Consider the following 18,721-nt stretch of genomic DNA (forward strand, 5'->3'; position numbering starts at 1 on the left):
AAGTGTCTATACTTGTCCGTCTTGGCCTGGTAGCTCAGTTGGTAGAGCAGAGGATTGAAAATCCTTGTGTCGGTGGTTCGATTCCGCCCCGGGCCACCAAGTTACAAGAAAAACGCCAACCTTCGAGTTGGCGTTTTTCATTTCTGCGCCAACATTCTTTGGCCCATTCGGGTTTGCGCCTCTGATCCTCTTGCAACCCACATCCCTACCCATGCCGCTTGCAGCAAACTGATTGGTTATCGGCATAGCGTCCGGCAACTGAGTTACTCCTGGCATCGCCCCAAAGAACCAGCACAACTCACAAGATCGAGTTCTGCGACACTTGCTTGCCTCTTGGTGCAGGTCTTAGAACTCAGCAGTTAGCACCCAGTCTGATCGCGGTTTGATGAGTAATCCCCCCCTCAACACGCGAAGACTAAATCATGGACAACACATACAGCTTTGGCCTGCACACCAAACTTTCCCCTAACGAGCTGCTCTTCTACGTCTTCATCGATGAGACGTGCAAAGAGTTTGGCGTCGATGACGTCAGTGCTGCTGCCGCAGTTCTTGTCGGTCAAAATTGGATTCCGACCAGAGCCAAGCCTCGGGGCGCAACCAAAGGCACCTCGTTAGCCTCAATCATGGGGCGTAGATATCTCAACTACGATTTGAAGAGAAAGATTCTTCCAACTGTTACTAACAGAAGTATCAAGACGCTCAAAATTTTGATGACAGCCAATATCGGAAAATTTATTGGTCGTGCGGTACCCATGGTCGGGTGGGCGGTATTAGCCTATAACGTAGCGTCGATCACCAGCCGTTCTATCGCGAACTATAATCGCAGGGTCAAACCGGAAGACAGGGTCTTTTAATGCGGGACATTACTTGGGAAAGATTGGAAGCTTGGGTCCGCAAGGAAAACAGCACGAGTCCCAAAAAGCTGATCACTCGCGATACTCAGCTCTACAATGACTTGGATGTCGATGGTGAAGAAGCGGTTGATTTCATGGAGCACTTCTTTGAAGAATTCTCCATCGACTTCGGGGACTACAATTTTGATCACTATTTTGTCCCCGAAGGCTTCAGCCCACTTGAGATTTTCCTGCTCATGATCTCGAAGAAAAAGCGGGCTTCATACGACAGGCCACCAATCACCCTGGGCATGCTCTACCAGGCAGCCCTTGATGGCCGATGGGATTGTGCCCGCCTGGATTCATTGTCATCACTTTCACAGACATGAATCACCCCTCCCCATCACGCCAGCTGATAATAAAAATACGTAAAAAATCCGCCCTGATCGCTCCGCTTGCGACGATCACGACCTGAGCTCAATTCCTCTCCCCCCCATTGACGAACCGCACCTCCACCCGCCGGTTGCGTTCATCACTGGCTGCCAGCCCCTGCAGCGGTTGCGAATCCCCATACCCCGCCACGATCACGCGGCGCGCCGCTTCCGGCGCACTGCGTCCGATCAGCAGCAAGCGCGCTTCGCGGGCACGCGCCGCAGACAGCGTGAAGTTGTCATCGTAGACCGTGCAATACGCCCGCACATCGGTCACCGGTGCCTTGACCGGCTTGTCATCCGTATGGCCTTCCACATAGATGCGGCCCGCCGGATACTGCTGCAAATACTCCGCAATCCGCTCCTCGACCTGCGCAAACGCGGCCCGCGCTTCCGGCTCCACGCAAGCACTGCCGCGCCGGAATGCCCCCTCTTTCAGCGTAATCTTCCCCGCCTCGGTATCGACCGCCACCAGGTTGGAAGCGCCCTGCTGCGCAAACACCGTCTGCACCTGGCGCAACACGACCGTCAATCCCGGCCCGTCGGATTCGCGGCGGGCCGTCGCCGGCGCGGCTGGCGGTGGTGCAGCTTCAGCCGCTGCAGGCGCCGGTGGGGTGGGTGCTGCAGGAGGCAAGGGGGCAGCCGGTGCCGGTGCCGACGTGGAAGCGGCTGCCACCTGCGGTGCCTCCGCACGCAGCTGCGCAATCTCGGGACCACCCGCCCGGCTCACCGCCAGCAGGACGATCAATACCCCCGCCAGCGCCGCCATCAGCCCGGTAGCCGCGACCCATTCGTGATCGGATTGACTCATCACGGCCTCAGGAAGAACGTCCGGACTGGCGCTGCAGCGCTTCCAGCCATTCGCCATGGCGCAGATGCGCGCGCTGAGCCTCGGCCTGCTGTGCCGCCAGCAGGGCTTGTCCGCTTTGCTTGATGGCGTCGACCAGACGCTGCTGTTCTTCTGCGTGTTGCACCGCCTGCGCTTGCGCAGCCGCAGTGGCCGCGTCCTTGAGAATGCCGATGCTCCACGCCAGCCGCGCCTGCTCATGCCCGCGCAAGATCATCCAGCACTTCAGAATCAGAAACGCCAGCATGCTCCACGCGGCAATCTTGAACTTGCTGCCCAGCGCATCGATCACCGCTCCCAACGCCCCCGGTGCGGCCTGTGGCCCGAGCACGCCCGCCGTCGCCGTCAAGGCCAGGCCCAGGCCGATGAAGGTGCCCAGCAAACCCAGCATCAGGATCAAGCCCGGCATCGCGGCGGCCCAGCGTTCCGGCGCAGCGGCCACGGCCTGGCTCAGTTCGTCCGGAGTGGTCGTCGCAGGCAGAGGCCCGCGCTCACCGGTCAGCGCTTGCCACCGCGCCTGCCACTGTGCAGGCCGGGCGCTGCGTGAAAGCAGCAGCGGCAGTGCGATCACCAGCAACAGCAACACCAGCGCAAACACCCACTGCAGGCCGCCATAGGCCGTGCCATCCCATTGCGGCAGCAGGAAACTCCACAGCGATTTATCCATGAACAGCCCCTGTCTGCATGACGAACCTTCCCATCCTTGCTCCCCCTCTTCTTTACATTGTCAGCGTCTTGTCACGACAGGAGATTATCAGAAAGACCACACTGAGGGACGAAAAGCCCCGCGCAGCCGACCGATGTAATGGTCCGGTCACAAGTTGTCAGCAAACTTTCAGTTCTTGACAACTTGCTACCAATTTCTTTGCACATGGCCCGCTCTTCTTTACCTCTTCGCCTGCTTCCGCTGGCCCTGGCCCTGCAAGCCATCCATGCCCCTGCCCAGGCGGCCAACTACACGGTGGCCAACGGCGCGACCGACACCAGCGCCAAGACCCTGACTAAGAACGGCGCCGATACCATCACCGTCAATGCCGGCGGCACCCTGGCTTCCGGCAGCGCGGCCACCATCCGCACCTCGCAGGACAACGACAACCTCAGCACCGTCACCATCAACAACGCCGGCACCATCGGCCAGAACAGCGGCCTGACAGCCATCAGCATCAACCACAAGAAGGTCAACCTGATCCTCAACAACGCCGCTGGCGGCGTCATCACCAGCTCCTCCAGCAGCGCCAAGACACCGACCATCCTGATCGGCAAAGGCAGCGATACCTTCTCCATCGTCAACCTCGGCACCATCTCGCAGACCGGCCCCACGCCCACCAATGCGGACAACGGCAAGAACTACGCCATCAATGCCAACGGCGACTACTCCACCGCCGGCAATACCATCGTCAACGGCTCGGCCAGCAACAGCAGCGCCACCATCAGTTCGTCGAGTTCGAGCGCGATCAAGATGGGCTCCAACATTCTGCTGACCAACTACGGACGCATCTTCACCACCAGCCCGGTCAACACCTCCTGCCCGGATTACCTGTCGGCCTGTGCCAGCGGCTCGCCGCCGAAAGCGGCCGATGGCATCTCCATCGACGACGGCATCCGCAATGCGGTCATCGTCAACTACGGCAGCATCACCGGTGCGCGCCACGGCATCGATGGCGGTGATCCGGTGGCCGCCACACCAGACAGCAATCTCGCCAATGCCATCCAGCTCACGCCGCGCCTGAGCGCCACCGGCATCACCTTCGACGCCACCTATGCCGATGGCAGCACGCGCAGCAACGTGACCATCAGCAACAACGTGGTGATCAACCAGGCCGGCGGCGTCATCACCGGCAACAATGGCTCGGGCGTGGGCTTCGACAGCCATGGCGTGGTCTTCAACTACGGCACCATCATCGGCAACTACGCCGGCAGCGGACGCGTGTATGACGTGCTCGGCAATGGCGCCACCACCAGCAATGGCGATGGCGACGGCGTCGATATCGACGGCACCGCCTATATCGAAAACTGGGGGACCATCCGTGGCAATGGCGCAGGCGGCCTCGATTCCACCGGCCAGCCAAACGGTGCCGATGGCATCGCCGCCGGTGGCGGCACCATCATCAACCACGCGGGCGCGGTGATCTATGGCGATGCCCACGGCATCCTCATCGACGATGGCAATGACTGGTCCAAGGACCCGAGCAATCCGCGCATCACCTACAACAACGGCAACACCACCGGGCGCGGCACCGGCGGGGCCAGTGGCGTCAATGGTGCCAAGGCGTATATCGTCAACGACGGCAGCATCACCGGCAACAAGGGCATCGCCATCGGTCTGGTCGGCAATTACGATGACACGCTCATCAACAACGCCAGCGGCGTCATCACCGGCGGCGCCCAGGCCACGCTCACCGGCCAGGGTGGCAGCACCGTACCGGGCGCGGCGGTGCAGATGGGCGGCGGCAACGATACGCTGATCAACTACGGCCGCATCGAAGGCAAGAATGGTCTGGCCATCGACATGGGCGACGGCGACGATTCACTGCAACTGCTGGGTGGCACCGTGATCGGCACCATCAACGGCGGCGCAGGCATCGACACGCTCACCACCGGCGGCACGCAGACCTTTGCGGCCGGGGTGCTGTCGGGCTTTGAAAACTACGTCGTGCGCGACGGCGTCACACGCTTCAATTACGACCTCGGCACCGTCAGCAACATGACCGTCAACCAGGGGGCGGTACTGCAGGTCAATGGCGCCTTCGGCACCAGCGGCAACCTCGCCATCAATGGCGTATTCCAGGCGGCGGAGGGTACGGCCACGCGCACCATCAACGTCGGCGGCAATCTCTCCGTGGGCAGCAACGGGACCCTGCAGGTGGCCGTGGCGGGACCGCAGGCCGATCGGATCAATGCAGCCGGCAGCGCCACGCTGGCCAACGGTGCGACCCTACAGCCGGTGGTCAAGACCTATGTCCCCAACACCGCACGCTGGACCATCCTCTCGGCCGCAAGCGGCCTGTCGGTCGATGTGTCGACGATCCAGCTGGCCGACACCGCCACGCTGGACTACGGTCTGCAAGTCTCGGGCAATGACCTGATCCTCACCGCCCGGCGCACCGCCAGCGTGAGCGACGTCAGCGGCAGCCCGCTGGGCCGCGCGCTCGACGCGCTCGGCAACAACAGCAGCAACGCCCAGGTGCAGAACCTGCTGGCCTCGCTGGATGCCTTGCCCACGGCCGCCGCCTATCGTAGCGCGGTGCGCCAGTTGCAACCGGAAACCAATCGCGCCAGCCAGCAGGCGGCGCAGGTCTCCATGGGCAGCGTCTTCTCGGCCGTGGCCGGACGCGTGGACAGCGCACGTGGCGATGCGCCTGTGGCCAGCCAGGGTGGCAGCGGCGTGGCCACCGGCGAAGCCGCCGCACGCGGCCGTGTCTGGCTGCAAGGTCTCGGTGCCTGGGGCCGTCAGCAGGCCCGCGCCGGCGCTGATGGCTATGATGTCAGCGCCTACGGCATGGCCGCCGGCATGGAGACCGACCTCTCCGCCCGCGAAGTGGCCGGCCTCACGCTCGGCTACACGCGTGCCGGCACGCGTGGCAGCGACAACGCCAGCGGCAATGACGTCAACGTCGATGCGGTGCATGTGGGCGGCTACGTTGGCCTGGACATGGATGGCTGGACGCTCGACGGCGCGCTCATGGTGGGCGGCAATCATTACAGCAGCCAGCGTGCCATCCCCTTCCTCGGCCAGACCGTCAGCGGCAGCTACAACGGCTGGCAGGTCGGTGCCCGCGTGGAAGCCGGCCTGCCCTTCGCCCTCAGCCAGCGCTGGTCGGGCCGCTGGCTGGCCGGCCTGCGCCTGTCGCACCTGAGCAATGAGGGCTACACCGAAAGCGGCAATGCGGCGCTGGCGCAGAACGTGGAATCCAGCCGCGCCAATTCGGTACAGCCGACCCTGGGCGCGGAATTCAATCGCCTGAGCGACAACGGCGACCGCCTGCAACTGCGTGCGCGCTACCTGCACGAGTTGGCGGGCAACCCGGATGTCACCGCCAGCTTCGTGGCCGGCGGCCCCAGCTTCACCACCGCCAGCACCGCACCCAATCGCGATGCCGTGCAACTGGGCGTGAGCTATCGCTTCAACGGAGCCCAGGGCAGCTATGGCACGCTCGGCTATGACGCCGAAGTCCGCGACCGCTCGCTGATGCATCAACTGACCGCACGTGTGGGCTGGCTGTTCTGATGCTGACCTGTCCATGAAACAAGGCCCGCAGCTTGCGCTTGCGGGCCTTTTTCACTCCGGCGACAATCGCCCGATGCGCTCCTCTTTCCTCTCCCGGTTCCGGCTACCCCGCCCTGCCCTGGCCCTCGCCAGCCTCGCCCTGCTGGCCGGCTGCGCCAGCGATCCCGATCTCGTGCAACGTGCCGATGCCCTGGTCGCACCTGCCGGCCTGCAACGCGAGGAAGTCCGCGGCGGTCCCTTCGTGCTGACGGCCTACGTGCACGCGCGCCCGAAAGCCCCGCTGTTGCGCGTGTATCTGGAAGGCGATGGCCGCGCCTGGATCACGCGTACTCAGGTCTCCCCCGATCCGACGCCCCATACCGCCATGGGCCTGCGCCTGGCCGCCAGCGATGGCGGCGACGTGGTGTATCTGGCGCGGCCCTGCCAGTTCACGCCGATGGCGCGCAATCCGATCTGCCAGCCGGAGTACTGGGCCGGCCTGCGCTATTCCCCGCTGGTGGTGAGTGCCATGGATGAGGCCCTGAGCCGCTATGTGGCGCGGCTGCAGCCGGCCCGGCTGGAGCTGGTGGGATTCTCGGGCGGCGGTGCCATCGCCGTGCTGCTGGCGGCGCGGCGCAAGGATGTGAGCGCCATCCGCACGGTGGCCGGCAACCTCGATCACGTGGCCGTCAATCAATGGCACAAGGTCTCGCAGATGCCAGGCTCGCTCAATCCCATCGATGTGGCGGCGCAGGTGGAGCGCATCCCGCAACTGCATGTGAGCGGTGCCGAGGATACCGTCATCCCCACTGCCATCACGCACAGTTTCGTCGACCAGGTCGGCCGCTGCGCCGGACTGGTGACCGTGCAGGGCATGGCGCACCAGAGCGAATGGGATCAACTCTGGCCCAGGCTGCTGGCAGTGCCCCTGCCTTGTGCGGCCAAGCGTTCCTGACCGATCCGCCATAAAAAATGGGTAGCCGGGAAAATCCGGGCTACCCATTTTTCTAACAAAACTTCATATCGCGATTGCCTGAAAAACAGGCAACCCCGCCATCACAGCGCCATATCGGCCGATGCGTTGGCTTTTGGCTTTTCCATGCTGCCACCCTTGCCGGTCTGGCCGGCCGCCTTGGGCGCGATCACCGGCGGCGGCATCAGTTGCAGCACATCGGCGGTGTAGGCCCACTCCTTGGCGACCTGGTCCGGGTGGTCATTGAGCTTGGTGCCATAGCTGGGCACGATCTGGCGCACCTTCTGCTGCCATTCGGGCGTGGCCAGCTTGTCCTTGAAGACCTTCTGCAGCACGGTCAGCATGATCGGCGCGGCGGTCGAGGCACCGGGCGAGGCACCCAGCAGACCGGCGATGCTGCCATCGGCCGAGGCCACGATTTCGGTGCCCAGCTTCAGCACGCCACCCTTGGCCTCATCACGCTTGATGATCTGCACGCGCTGGCCGGCTTGCCACAGACGCCAGTCTTCCTTTTTGGCGTTGGGGAAGTATTCCTTGAGCGCGGCGAAACGCTGATCGTCGGACTGCATCAACTGGCCGGCCAGGTATTCCACCAGCGGGTATTCATCGATACCGACACGGGCCATCGGCCAGACGTTGTGCGTGGTGGTCGCCGAGAACAGGTCCCACAGCGAGCCCTGCTTCAGGAACTTGGTCGAGAAGGTGGCGAAGGGGCCAAACAGGATCACGCGCTTGCCATCCAGCACACGGGTATCCAGGTGCGGCACCGACATCGGCGGCGCGCCCACGGAGGCCTTGCCATAGGCCTTGGCCAGGTGGCGCAGGGCGATGTCCTGGTTGTCGGTGATGAGGAAGGAACCGCCCACCGGGAAGGCGGCGTAGTCGCGTGCCTCGGGGATGCCGGACTTCTGCAGCAGCTTCAGGGCACCGCCACCGGCACCGATGAAGACGAACTTGGCATCGGTCTCGGTGGTGCTGCCATTCTTGAGGTTCTTGTAGACCACGCGCCAGGTGCCATCACCGTTGCGGGTGATGTCGCGCACTTCGCTGGAGAGCTTCAGGCCGAAGTTGGGACGCGTCTGCAGGTAGGCTGCAAACTGGCGGGTGATTTCGCCGAAGTTGACGTCAGTACCCAGCGGGGTCCAGGTGGCGGCCAGCTTCTGGTTGGGGTCGCGGCCTTCCATCATCAGCGGCACCCACTTCTTGATCTGCTCGTGGTCTTCCGAATACTGCATGCCGGCAAACAGCGGGCTGGCCTGCAGGGCTTCGTAACGCTTCTTCAGGTAGGCGACGTTGTCATCGCCCCAGATGAAGCTCATGTGCGGGGTGGAATTGATGAAGGAGCGCGGATTCTTCAGCACGCCGCTCTTGACCTGCCACGACCAGAACTGGCGCGAGATCTGGAAGGCTTCGTTGATCTCGATGGCCTTGGCGATCTGGATCTTGCCGTCCTTGTCTTCGGGCGTGTAGTTCAGTTCGGCCAGGGCCGAGTGGCCGGTGCCGGCGTTGTTCCAGCCGTTGGAGCTTTCTTCGGCCACGCCATCGAGGCGCTCGACCATTTCCATCGACCAGCCCGGTTCCAGCTCATTGAGCCAGACCGCCAGGGTGGTGCTCATGATGCCGCCGCCGACCAGCAGCACGTCGACCTTCTTGACGTCCGCCGCCTGCGAAGCGGGCGTGACGACCAGCGCAACTACGAATCCCAGCAGGGCCAGGAAGGATTTTTTCAACATTGTCTAATCCATTTGTGATGAGAGAGGGCTGCCTCCCCTGCACAGTGGCGGGGAGTCGGACAACCGGTGCATGTCACAGGCCGCAGCGCCTGCCGTGGAGGGCGGGCGCGAAAGCGCTGCGTCATGTGGGCCTTGCAGATCAATGCAAGCCCGGCCGGGCGTGGCCGCGCGGGGCCACGGCGCACGTACAGGCCTGTAGCCTGGGTGGTGCCTGCCGGTTTCAACTGCCTGTCCGATACCTGTCTCCGGCATTTGGGGAATGCCTGTACAAATCGTCTCCGTCAGAGCGGACCGGGATCGGGTCATGTCGAGGGGGCGCAGCGTACCACGGGACGGGAGCCAAAGGCGATTGCGGATATCCCCTATTAACGATGGCGCACAAGCATGTTTTGGGCTAGGGAATTCCCCGATATCGTGTGGGCCGTGCCTGACTGACAATGCATGAACCGCCAACACTCACCGTCCCTCATCGGGGCGCACACAAGAACGATCAGGGGCCCGTATGCAAACCGTCATCAACAAGCCGGAGAATTTCGCGTCGTATCGGTATCACGACCGGGCCTTCAATTGCGACACTGCCAAGATCCTGCCGGGCGAATATTTCTATACCGGCGAGGACATGATGATCGTGACCGTGCTGGGTTCCTGCGTCTCGGCCTGTCTGCGCGACCGCGTCAGCGGCGTGGGCGGGATGAACCATTTCATGCTGCCTGATGGCGGCGGCGAAGCCGACAGCCCGGTCTCGGCCTCGATGCGCTACGGCACCTATGCCATGGAAGTCTTGATCAACGACGTGCTCAAGGCCGGTGCCCGGCGCGAGAACCTGGAATGCAAGGTCTTCGGCGGAGGCGCGGTGCTGCGCGGCATGAACGCGATGAACGTGGGCGAACGCAATGCCGCCTTCGTCAAGAATTACCTGTCGGCCGAGAAGATCCGCGTGGTGGCCGAAGACCTCAACGACATCTGGCCGCGCAAGGTGCATTTCTTCCCGCGCACGGGCAAGGTGCTGGTCAAGAAGATCAAGGACGCCGCTGCCGATCTGGCCAGTCGCGAACGTGAATATGCGTCCAAGCTGCAGGCCAAGCCGGTGGGTGGGGAAATTGATTTGTTCTGACGTTTTCGGGACGTTTTCAACGCCACTCATTTTCCGCACATGAGTCGTTCCATCGCATGCAGGAAGGCTCGTCAATTCACGATATTGAACGCAACAAAAGAGAGTGATTCGGGTCTATTGTATCCAAATGGATACAATCCTGAGCGATATCGCATACAATGCTTCCATCGCTCCCCATGTACATCATCAAGGAAACAGGCAAATTCCAGTTGTGGCTGACCCGCCTGAAGGATCCGCAGGCGCGAGCGCGCATCCTGGCTCGTATATGGCGTGCCAGCCATGGCAATTTCGGTGACTGCGAACCAGTTGGTGATGGCGTCAGCGAAATGCGAATAAATTACGGGCCCGGATATCGCGTCTATTTTGCAAGGGAGGCCGACGTGACCTATCTCTTGCTATGCGGGGGAAACAAATCTACCCAAGCGCGCGATATCGTCGCGGCAAGGGAGTTATGGAATCAATTGAAGAATTCATGACATCGACCGGGATCTCAAGGGAGTCACCATGACCAGCCGAAAACTTAGCAACAAGGATCTGCACGTTTCCACCTTTGATCCGGCGAACTATCTCGACAGCAAAGAGACCATCACGGCCTATCTGCAAACTGCGCTCGAAGAAAACGATCCTGACTTCCTGATGGCCGCACTCAGTGACGTCATCCGCGCGCAGGGTATCGCGGAGGTGGCCGGCAAAGCAGGCTTGGGGCGTGAAAGCCTCTACAAGACCCTCAAGCCGGGTGCGGAGCCCAGGCTGGGCACCGTCCTTCGCTTGCTCGGAGCACTCGACCTGCGCTTGAGCATTGCCGCACCTCAGGGGGGGCGCAAAGCCAAACGATCCGGCACCGTAAAAACATCATCAGCCCAGGCTCCTGCAACAAAGAAACCGGCACCACGACGCGCCGCCATCACCAAGATGATACCGGTGAAAAAGCCCGGCACGACGCGTGCCACCAAGAGCGGAAAACAAGGCAACCCTATCTGCGCTTGAGTCCTGCGCAATCAAAGAAAATGCCGTCCGGCTCAACACCGGACGGCATTCTCACATCTCAGCCAGCTCCGGTTCCGGAGCCGTCAAGCCATCACTTCTTGAGCGTGGTCAGGCCTTGCTCAGCCAGCGCCTTCAACCACCCCAGTCCCGCCGAGGTCGCTCCCGCCGGGTTGTATTCGCAACCGATCCAGCCCTGGTAACCCAGGCTGTCGATCAGCTTGAGCAGATACGGATAGTTCAGCTCACCCACATCCGGCTCATGGCGCTCGGGCACGCCGGCAATCTGGATGTGGCCGATGCCGGGCATGTCGCGCTTCAACTTCACGGCCACGTCGCCTTCGACGATCTGGCAGTGGTAGCAGTCGAATTGCACCTTCAGGTTGGGCGCACCCACTTCGGCACAGATGGCCTGCGCATCGTCCTGGCGATTCAGGAAGAAGCCCGGAATGTTGCGGGTGTTGATCGGCTCGATCACCACGGTCAGCCCGGCCGATTCAGCCTGGTGTGCCGCATACGACAGGTTGTCCAGGTACACCGCACGGTGGCGCGCGCGATCCTGCTCGGGCTTGATCAGGCCGGCCATCACGTGCAGGGTCTTGTTGCCGATGACGGAGGCGTACTTCAGCGCAGTCTCGATGCTGCGCTTGAATTCGTCTTCGCGGCCCGGCAGCGAGGCGATGCCGCGCTCACCGGCAGCCCAGTCACCCGGGGGCGCGTTGAACAGCGCCTGGGTCAGGCCGTTGGCCTCCAGGCGCGACTTGATCTCTTCAGGCTGATAGTCGTAAGGGAACAGGAACTCGACGCCGGAGAAGCCATCCTTGGCGGCGGCGGCGAAGCGGTCCAGGAAATCGTGTTCCACATACATCATGCTCAGGTTGGCGGCAAAACGCAGCATCGGATTCTCCTTGGTAACGAAGGGGCCAGTGTAGCGCGAACACTCTTGCGCGCGTCCACACAGGCAGAAGGTGCAGAAAACGTCAAAGCCCGCAGGCACAGGCATGCGGGCTTTGAACGGGACATCACATTACTTGTTGACCATGCCCGGCTTGGTGGCCAGCGTGGCAATCGAACCCACCACCAGCATCACTGCCAGCATGTACATGCCGGTAGCGTTGTTGTGGGTCAGGTCCTTCAGGTAGCCGATCAGGTAGGGGCTGACGAAACCGGCCAGGTTGCCCACCGAGTTGATGGCGGCAATACCGACAGCCGCCGCAGCGCCCGACAGGAAGGCGGTCGGGAGCGACCAGAACAGCGGTGCGCAGGTCAGCACGCCGGCCGCGGCCAGCGACAGCGATGCGATCGAGACCGCGGTGTTGTCGGCGAACAGCGCCGCACCCACGAAGCCCACGCCACCCATCAGGGCCGGGATCACCAGGTGCCAGCGGCGCTCACGCATGCGGTCGGCGCTGCGGCCGATCAGGTTCATGGCGATGATGGCGCAGCCAAACGGAATGGCCGACAGCAAGCCGATTTCCAGGTTGCCCTTCACACCGGTGGCCTTGACCAGCGTCGGCATCCACAGTGTCAGGCCGTATTGACCCATGACGAAGGAGAAGTAGATCAGACACATCAGCCAGACACGCGCATCCTTCACGATGGCGCCGAAGCCGTGCTTGCTTTCCTTGCCCTTGGCATCGCCGTCGATGTCGGCTTGCAGGCTGGCCTTCTCTTCATCGGAGAGCCACTTGGCGCTCTTGACGTCGTTGTCCAGGTACAGCACCGTGGCCACGCCGATCAGGACCGCCGGAATGGCTTCGATCAGGAACATCCACTGCCAGCCTTCCAGGCCGCCATTGTTGTGGAACGCATCCATGATCCAGCCCGACAGCGGGTTGCCCAGGATGCCGGCCACCGGAATGCCGGACATGAAGACCGCGATCACCTTGGCACGGCGGTGCGAAGGGAACCAGTAGGTCAGGTACAGGATGATGCCGGGATAGAAACCGGCTTCGGCCAGGCCCAGCAGGAAGCGCAGGACGTAGAACTGGGTCGCGTTCTGCACGAACATGAAGGCCGCCGAGAGGATGCCCCAGGTGATCATGATGCGGGCGATCCAGATGCGCGCGCCGACCTTGTGCATCAGGATGTTGCTGGGCACTTCAAAGAGGAAGTAGCCGATGAAGAACAGGCCAGCGCCGAGACCGAAGACGGTCTCGGAAAAACCCAGGTCCTGCGACATCTGCAGCTTGGCGAAGCCGACGTTGACGCGATCCAGATACGCGATCACGTAGCACAGCATCAGGAACGGCATGATGCGCCAGAAGACTTTCTTGTACAGTCCGTCCTTGGATTTGTCGTTGACGTCGAGTCCGACGCCGGAAGTGCTTGCGGTGGTCATGGTGTTACATCTCCCTAAGAGTGTCGCGGCTGTCTATGCACGGCCGCTGGTTGCTTGGTGCCCGTGGTCTGACGGGCAATTTATGGATTCAATCGGACCCGCGTGCCGCTCCTTGCGGAACGATACACAGGCCGGCATTGATTGGCCGGTCTTGTGCCGGCTTGGCTGCACCCACCACCTTCCGTTGGGCGCAAGCGGGGCATGGCGGACTGGCTGCGTCCGCCATGACGTGTTGTTGCTATGGGTTGCTGAAGCTGCCTGAGCGCTACCGTTACTGCTACCAGCGCGCCTTGAAGGTGTCGCGCAAGTCCTGCAGCGCGGGCTCTTCCAGCGGCGTGGCACGGCCACCGGCCAGGTGCCACAGCTTGGCGGTTTCTTCCAGTTCTTCCAGGGCGAAGGCGGCCTTGGAGACCGAGCTTTCCCACACCACCGGACCGAGCCGCTCCAGCAGCACGCCGCGCACTTGCGTGGCGATCTTCGCCACCTGCTCGGCCACTTCCGGCGCGCCCGGACGGGCATAGCGGATCAGCGGGATGTGGCCGACCTTCATCACGTAATACGGGGTGATGGGCGGCAAGACATCCTGCTCGCTGTAGACACCATTGATGGTCAGCGATACCAGATGCGTGGAGTGCGTATGCACCACCGCATGCATCTCGGGATTGTTGTCGTAGATGGCGCGATGCAGGACCAGGGTCTTGGAGGGCTTGTCGCCCGAGACCCATTCCCCTGCCGCATTGACCTTCGCAATGGCCGCCGGATCGAGGAAACCGAGGCAGGCGTCGGTCGGCGTGATCAGCCAGCCGTCATCGAGACGTGCGCTGATGTTGCCGGCCGACCCGACGGTATAGCCACGCTGATAGAGCGAAGCGCCGATGCGGCAGATCTCTTCGCGCAGCGCGCTTTCGTTGGTGTTGCGGCTCATGCCGTCTTCCCGTCGAGATAGCGCAGTGCCTTCTCGAAGAAATCGACGCTGCCGAAATTGCCCGACTTCAGGGCCAGCGCAACCGGCTGTTCATCCAGCGTGGCAGTGGCCGGCACGCCCGGATCGATCTGCGGGCCGATGCGCAGGGCGCGCACATCCAGCGCCTGCACCACCGCACCCGAGGTCTCGCCACCGGCCACCACGAACTGGCGCACGCCACGTTGCTTCAAGCCAGCGGCGATCGATGCCAGCGCCTGTTCGACCAGGTGACCGGCCTTGGCGACGCCCAGTTCTTTCTGCACGGCCTTGACTTCATCGGGCGTGGCGGTCGCGTAAATCAGTACCGGCTCGTTCTTGATGCGTTCATCGGCAAAGGCCAGCGCCTGTGCCACCACGTCTTCGCCACGGGCCAGGGCCAGCGGGTCGATGCGGAAGGCGGGACGCTTGGCCTTCCATTCGGCCACCTGCGCATTGGTCGCCTTGGAGGCAGAACCGGCCAGCACCACCGACAGACCGTCGACCTTGGGCAGTTGCGCGGCTTCACCGGCAGCAGTCAGCAGACCGGCGCGGCGGAAGTTCTCGGGCAGGCCCAGCGCCACGCCGGAACCACCGGTGATGAGCTTCAGTTCGGCGCAGGCTTCGCCCAGCGTGAACAAGTCCTTGTCGGAGACAGCATCGGCGATGGCCATCTTGACGCCGTCGGCGCGCAGGGCGGTGAAGCGTTCCTGCGTGGCGGCCGCGCCGCGTGCCACGGTGTCGTAGCGCACCAGGCCGACCTTGGATTCGGTCTGGCGCTGCAGGACGCGCACCAGGTTGGCATCGGTCATCGGAGTCAGCGGATGGTTTTCCATGCCCGATTCATTCAACAGCACATCGGCCACGAACAGGTAGCCGCGATAGATGGTGCGGCCGTTTTCCGGGAAGGCCGGGCAGGCGATGGTGAAGTCCTCGCCCAGTTCCTTCATCAGCGCATCGGTCACCGGACCGATGTTGCCTTCGTCGGTGGAATCGAAGGTGGAGCAGTACTTGAAGAAGAACTGCGTGCAGCCCTGCTGCTGCAGCCAGCGCAGTGCGGCCAGCGATTGCTCGATGGCTTCGGCAGCGGGAATGGTGCGCGACTTCAGTGCGATCACCAGCGCGTCAGCCGCCACGGCCGGCATTTCGCTGGGCACGCCGATGGTCTGCACGGTGCGCATGCCGCCGCGCACCAGCATGTTGGCCAGGTCAGTCGCGCCGGTGAAATCGTCGGCGATACAACCGAGCAAGGGACGGGATGTGGACATGAAAACTCCTCGATTCAGATGCAGGGACGACGCTGGATTACTTGGCCTTGGCCGGCGGCAGGTCGATGCCGGGGAAGATCTTGATGACGGCCGAATCATCCTCGCCGCCATGACCGGCGGTGGAGGCCATCATGAACATCTGGTGCGCAGCGGCCGACAGCGGCAGCGGGAATTTGCTGCGGCGAGCGGTATCGAGCACCAGGCCCAGGTCCTTGACGAAGATGTCCACCGCCGACAGCGGGGTGTAGTCGCCGTTGAGGATGTGCGGCACGCGGTTTTCGAACATCCACGAATTGCCGGCGCTGTGGGTGATGACGTCATACAGTGCATCCGGATTGACGCCTTCGCGCAGGCCCAGGGCCATGGCTTCAGCGGAGGCGGCGATGTGCACGCCGGCCAGCAGCTGGTTGATGATCTTGACCTTGGAGCCGATGCCGTGGGTATCGCCCAGGCGATAGACCTTGCCGGCCATGCCGGCCAGCACGTCTTCGATCTTGGCATAGACGTCGGCAGGACCCGAGGTCATCATGGTCATCTCGCCGGAAGCGGCGCGCGCGGCACCACCGGAGACTGGTGCATCCAGCAGCAGCAGGCCCTTTTCTGCCAGGCGCTTGCCCAGTTCGACGGCGAAGTCCGGCGCCACGGTGGCGCTGGAGATGACGACGCTGCCCGGCTTCATGGCGGGAACGGCACCGTTCTCACCGAAGAGCACCATCTCGGTCTGGGCGGCATTGACCACCAGGGTGATGACCACGTCGACCTTGGCGGCCAGCTCGGCCGGGTTGGCACAGGCCACGCCACCGGCGGCGGCGAACTTGTCCAGGACTTCCTTGCGCACGTCGCAGGCATGCACATTGAAACCGGCACGCAACAGCGAGCTGGCCACGCCATAACCCATGGCTCCCAAACCGATCACACCTACATTCTTGGACATAATTGCCTCCGCATTGATGACGCCGCTGCCGCTCTTGACGGGCAGGACATTGCGCCGGGTTGATGATGCAACGCCGGCAAAGGCCGGCGTCAGAATTTCAAATTTCGTAAAACTTATAAACCGTTTAAATCGTTTAAAACATTCAAATCATTTGCTGCCGTTCAAGCCGGGACACTCTCTTCAGGACTGTCCCTGGCTCAAGCGCCGTGCCGCGTTGAACATGTGGGTCTGGGCGGCATTGCGGGCCGCCATTTCATCACCGGCGCGAATGGCCGCGACGATGGCCTCATGTTCTTCGCGCACCTGGCGCGAGAAATCCTCATACCGTGCTTCATTGCCACGCGTCACCGCCGTGGCCGCTTCCAGATACTGGGACAGGAACTCCAGCGTCTTGATGAAGTACGGATTGCGCGTGGCCTGCGCCAGTGCGCGATGGAAGGCCACATCGGCGGCCACGCCATCACCGCCGGCTGCCACATCGGCCCCGATCTGCACCAGTGCCGCGTCAATCGCCTGCAGGTCTTCTGCACTGCGGCGCTTGGCTGCCTGTGCGGCGACTTCGGCCTCGATGGCACGGCGCAGCTCGACGATCTGCAGCACCGCCTCGGGCGAACTGACCTCGGTGTAATCGATGCGCAGCGGCTTGATGCCGGCCTGCTCGGTCACGAATACGCCGCTACCCTGGCGCGGTTCGACCACGCCTTCATGTTTCAGGCGCGCGATGGCTTCGCGCACCACCGTGCGGCTCACACCGAACTGCTGCGCCAGCACCGCCTCGGTGGGCAGCTTGCTGCCCCGGGGGAAGGCACCGGCGTCGATGTTTTCCAGCAATTGCCTGGCTACAGTGTCGCTGAGCGCCTGTGCGGGGATCTTCTGAAACATGCTGTCTCGCGGTCGTTATCGTAAAGTTATCCGGTCATCATACAAATTTATTTTGAACGGGGCAATCCGATTTTTTCTCTTTACCGGGAGTAACACCCCCGTTTGGCAAACAATATGCGCAGTTGACGGAACTTGACGTGATATATGCAGCAGTTCGCTCCAGACATCAAGAATACGAATATCTCTGCCAAGGCTGCGCCAGCAGGCCGGGGGCTCTACAATCAGGGCTTTCCTGCCACGGATGTGCCGCATGCCCTACGATCTCTCGGACAAGCTCGTCATTGGAATCTCTTCCCGCGCCCTCTTCGATCTCGAAGTGGAGAACGCCATCTACGACCAGCAGGGTGTGGATGCTTATGCGCAGTACCAGCGTGATCACGAGAATGATCCGCTGCAGCCGGGCACTGCCTTCCCGCTGGTCAAGGCGCTGTTGCAGCTCAATGAACTGATTCCGGAACGCCGTCTGGTGGAAGTGGTGGTCATCTCGCGCAACACGCCCGACACCGGCCTGCGCGCCTTCAATGCCATTGCCGCCCACAAGCTCGACATCAGTCGTGCGGCCTTCACCGGCGGCGGACCGACTGCGCCTTATCTGCAGGCCTTCAAGATCGACCTGTTCCTCTCGCGCGATACCGGCGACGTGCAGGAAGCCATCGATGCCGGCGTGGCGGCGGCCCAGTTGTATGCCGCGCCGCTGGACTACAGTGCGCCGGACAAGCAGATCCGGATTGCCTTTGATGGCGATGCCGTGCTGTTCTCGGCGGAGTCCGAGCGCATCTTTGCGGAGAAGGGGTTGGAGGCCTTTGCGCGGCATGAACAGCGCCATCGCAAGAAGGCCATGAAGGAAGGGCCGTTCGCCAAATTGCTGCTGGCCTTGTCGGCGATCCAGAAACAGTTTCCGCCCAAGCAGTGCCCGGTGCGCATCGCCATCGTCACGGCACGCAACAGCCCGGCGCACCAGCGCGTCATCCATACCTTGCGGACCTGGAATGTGACGGTGGATGAAGCCTTCTTCCTGGGCGGGCTGAACAAGGCGGAAGTACTGCAGGCCTTCGGCGCGCACATGTTCTTTGATGACCAGGAGGGGCATGTGCAGAAGGCGGCCGTGGTGGTGCCGTCGGGGCGGGTGCCTTACAAGGGAGGCACGCTGGAAGGGGCACGTGCGGCGCGGGGGCGGGCGGCCAAGGGCTGAATACAAGAGCGGATATCCGGACGTCTCAACCAACAACAAGGG

General features: G+C 62.6%; 17 protein-coding genes and 1 tRNA gene. 9 read left to right on the plus strand and 9 right to left on the minus strand.

The features are described from left to right. The first annotated feature begins 23 nt into the window (after positions 1-23). The 3 genes from MKD49_RS13040 (at position 24) to MKD49_RS13050 (ending at position 1,222) form a co-directional block, all read left to right on the plus strand. A tRNA-Phe gene (locus MKD49_RS13040) sits at positions 24-99 on the plus strand. Between the two features lie 323 nt (positions 100-422). Then, positions 423-854 carry an STM2901 family protein gene (locus MKD49_RS13045; RefSeq protein WP_252696497.1) on the plus strand — a complete coding sequence of 144 codons (432 nt, stop codon included), beginning with the start codon at positions 423-425 and terminating at the stop codon, positions 852-854. Then, positions 854-1,222: a DUF1493 family protein gene (locus tag MKD49_RS13050; RefSeq protein ID WP_209584494.1), complete on the plus strand. Its 369-nt coding sequence runs from the start codon at positions 854-856 to the stop codon at positions 1,220-1,222. Before MKD49_RS13045 ends, MKD49_RS13050 begins: the two co-directional genes overlap by 1 nt. A gap of 88 nt (positions 1,223-1,310) precedes the next feature. Here the strand turns inward: MKD49_RS13050 and MKD49_RS13055 are convergent, their stop codons facing one another. Together MKD49_RS13055 and MKD49_RS13060 are read right to left on the minus strand one after the other, a co-directional pair. Beyond that, on the minus strand, positions 1,311-2,075 hold the full coding sequence (locus MKD49_RS13055) for an OmpA family protein (protein ID WP_252696498.1): 765 nt from the start codon (positions 2,073-2,075) through the stop codon (positions 1,311-1,313). A 7-nt stretch (positions 2,076-2,082) separates the two neighbouring features. Further along, positions 2,083-2,778, minus strand: a complete 696-nt coding sequence (locus MKD49_RS13060) for a hypothetical protein (protein WP_252696499.1) — start codon at positions 2,776-2,778, stop codon at positions 2,083-2,085. Between the two features lie 204 nt (positions 2,779-2,982). Between MKD49_RS13060 and MKD49_RS13065 the strand changes: the two genes are divergently transcribed. Continuing rightward, entirely contained in the window at positions 2,983-6,339 is a 3,357-nt protein-coding gene (locus MKD49_RS13065) for an autotransporter domain-containing protein (RefSeq protein WP_252696500.1), read from the plus strand. A gap of 73 nt (positions 6,340-6,412) precedes the next feature. Next, entirely contained in the window at positions 6,413-7,273 is an 861-nt protein-coding gene (locus MKD49_RS13070; protein WP_252696501.1) for an alpha/beta hydrolase, read from the plus strand. A 101-nt stretch (positions 7,274-7,374) separates the two neighbouring features. Here the strand turns inward: MKD49_RS13070 and mqo are convergent, their stop codons facing one another. Continuing rightward, positions 7,375-9,024 (minus strand): malate dehydrogenase (quinone), encoded by a 1,650-nt coding sequence (mqo, locus tag MKD49_RS13075; protein ID WP_252696502.1) that lies wholly within the window; start codon positions 9,022-9,024, stop codon positions 7,375-7,377. 502 nt (positions 9,025-9,526) lie between these two features. On the opposite strand from mqo, the gene cheD reads away from it, so the two are divergent. The 3 genes from cheD (at position 9,527) to MKD49_RS13090 (ending at position 11,125) form a co-directional block, all read left to right on the plus strand. Next, the gene (gene cheD / locus MKD49_RS13080) at positions 9,527-10,138 is read left to right on the plus strand and encodes a chemoreceptor glutamine deamidase CheD (protein WP_034341503.1); all 612 of its coding nucleotides are present in this window, start codon (positions 9,527-9,529) and stop codon (positions 10,136-10,138) included. Positions 10,139-10,314: 176 nt separating this feature from the next. Continuing rightward, positions 10,315-10,614: a type II toxin-antitoxin system RelE/ParE family toxin gene (locus MKD49_RS13085; protein WP_252696503.1), complete on the plus strand. Its 300-nt coding sequence runs from the start codon at positions 10,315-10,317 to the stop codon at positions 10,612-10,614. Between the two features lie 28 nt (positions 10,615-10,642). Further along, a complete protein-coding gene (locus tag MKD49_RS13090; RefSeq protein WP_252696504.1) occupies positions 10,643-11,125 on the plus strand; it encodes an addiction module antidote protein in 483 nt (160 codons plus the stop codon). A 91-nt stretch (positions 11,126-11,216) separates the two neighbouring features. Here MKD49_RS13090 and otnI read toward each other — a convergent pair whose 3' ends face one another. From otnI to MKD49_RS13120, 6 genes are all read right to left on the minus strand, one after another. Next, positions 11,217-12,020: a 2-oxo-tetronate isomerase gene (gene otnI / locus MKD49_RS13095; protein WP_008332711.1), complete on the minus strand. Its 804-nt coding sequence runs from the start codon at positions 12,018-12,020 to the stop codon at positions 11,217-11,219. Positions 12,021-12,149: 129 nt separating this feature from the next. Continuing rightward, positions 12,150-13,463 (minus strand): MFS transporter, encoded by a 1,314-nt coding sequence (locus MKD49_RS13100; RefSeq protein ID WP_034341512.1) that lies wholly within the window; start codon positions 13,461-13,463, stop codon positions 12,150-12,152. A 277-nt stretch (positions 13,464-13,740) separates the two neighbouring features. Further along, positions 13,741-14,388, minus strand: coding sequence for an aldolase (locus tag MKD49_RS13105; RefSeq protein WP_008332714.1), 648 nt, complete (start codon positions 14,386-14,388; stop codon positions 13,741-13,743). Next, positions 14,385-15,671: a 3-oxo-tetronate kinase gene (otnK, locus tag MKD49_RS13110; RefSeq protein ID WP_252696505.1), complete on the minus strand. Its 1,287-nt coding sequence runs from the start codon at positions 15,669-15,671 to the stop codon at positions 14,385-14,387. Before otnK ends, MKD49_RS13105 begins: the two co-directional genes overlap by 4 nt. 37 nt (positions 15,672-15,708) lie before the next feature. Then, the gene (ltnD, locus tag MKD49_RS13115; RefSeq protein ID WP_252696506.1) at positions 15,709-16,605 is read right to left on the minus strand and encodes an L-threonate dehydrogenase; all 897 of its coding nucleotides are present in this window, start codon (positions 16,603-16,605) and stop codon (positions 15,709-15,711) included. A gap of 180 nt (positions 16,606-16,785) precedes the next feature. Beyond that, positions 16,786-17,487 carry a FadR/GntR family transcriptional regulator gene (locus MKD49_RS13120; protein ID WP_121040565.1) on the minus strand — a complete coding sequence of 234 codons (702 nt, stop codon included), beginning with the start codon at positions 17,485-17,487 and terminating at the stop codon, positions 16,786-16,788. 250 nt (positions 17,488-17,737) lie between these two features. Between MKD49_RS13120 and MKD49_RS13125 the strand changes: the two genes are divergently transcribed. After that, a complete protein-coding gene (locus MKD49_RS13125) occupies positions 17,738-18,679 on the plus strand; it encodes a 5'-nucleotidase (RefSeq protein ID WP_121040567.1) in 942 nt (313 codons plus the stop codon). Positions 18,680-18,721 lie beyond the last annotated feature (42 nt).

The sequence above is a fragment of the Herbaspirillum sp. WGmk3 genome (assembly GCF_023952535.1).
Classification (GTDB): domain Bacteria; phylum Pseudomonadota; class Gammaproteobacteria; order Burkholderiales; family Burkholderiaceae_D; genus Herbaspirillum; species Herbaspirillum huttiense.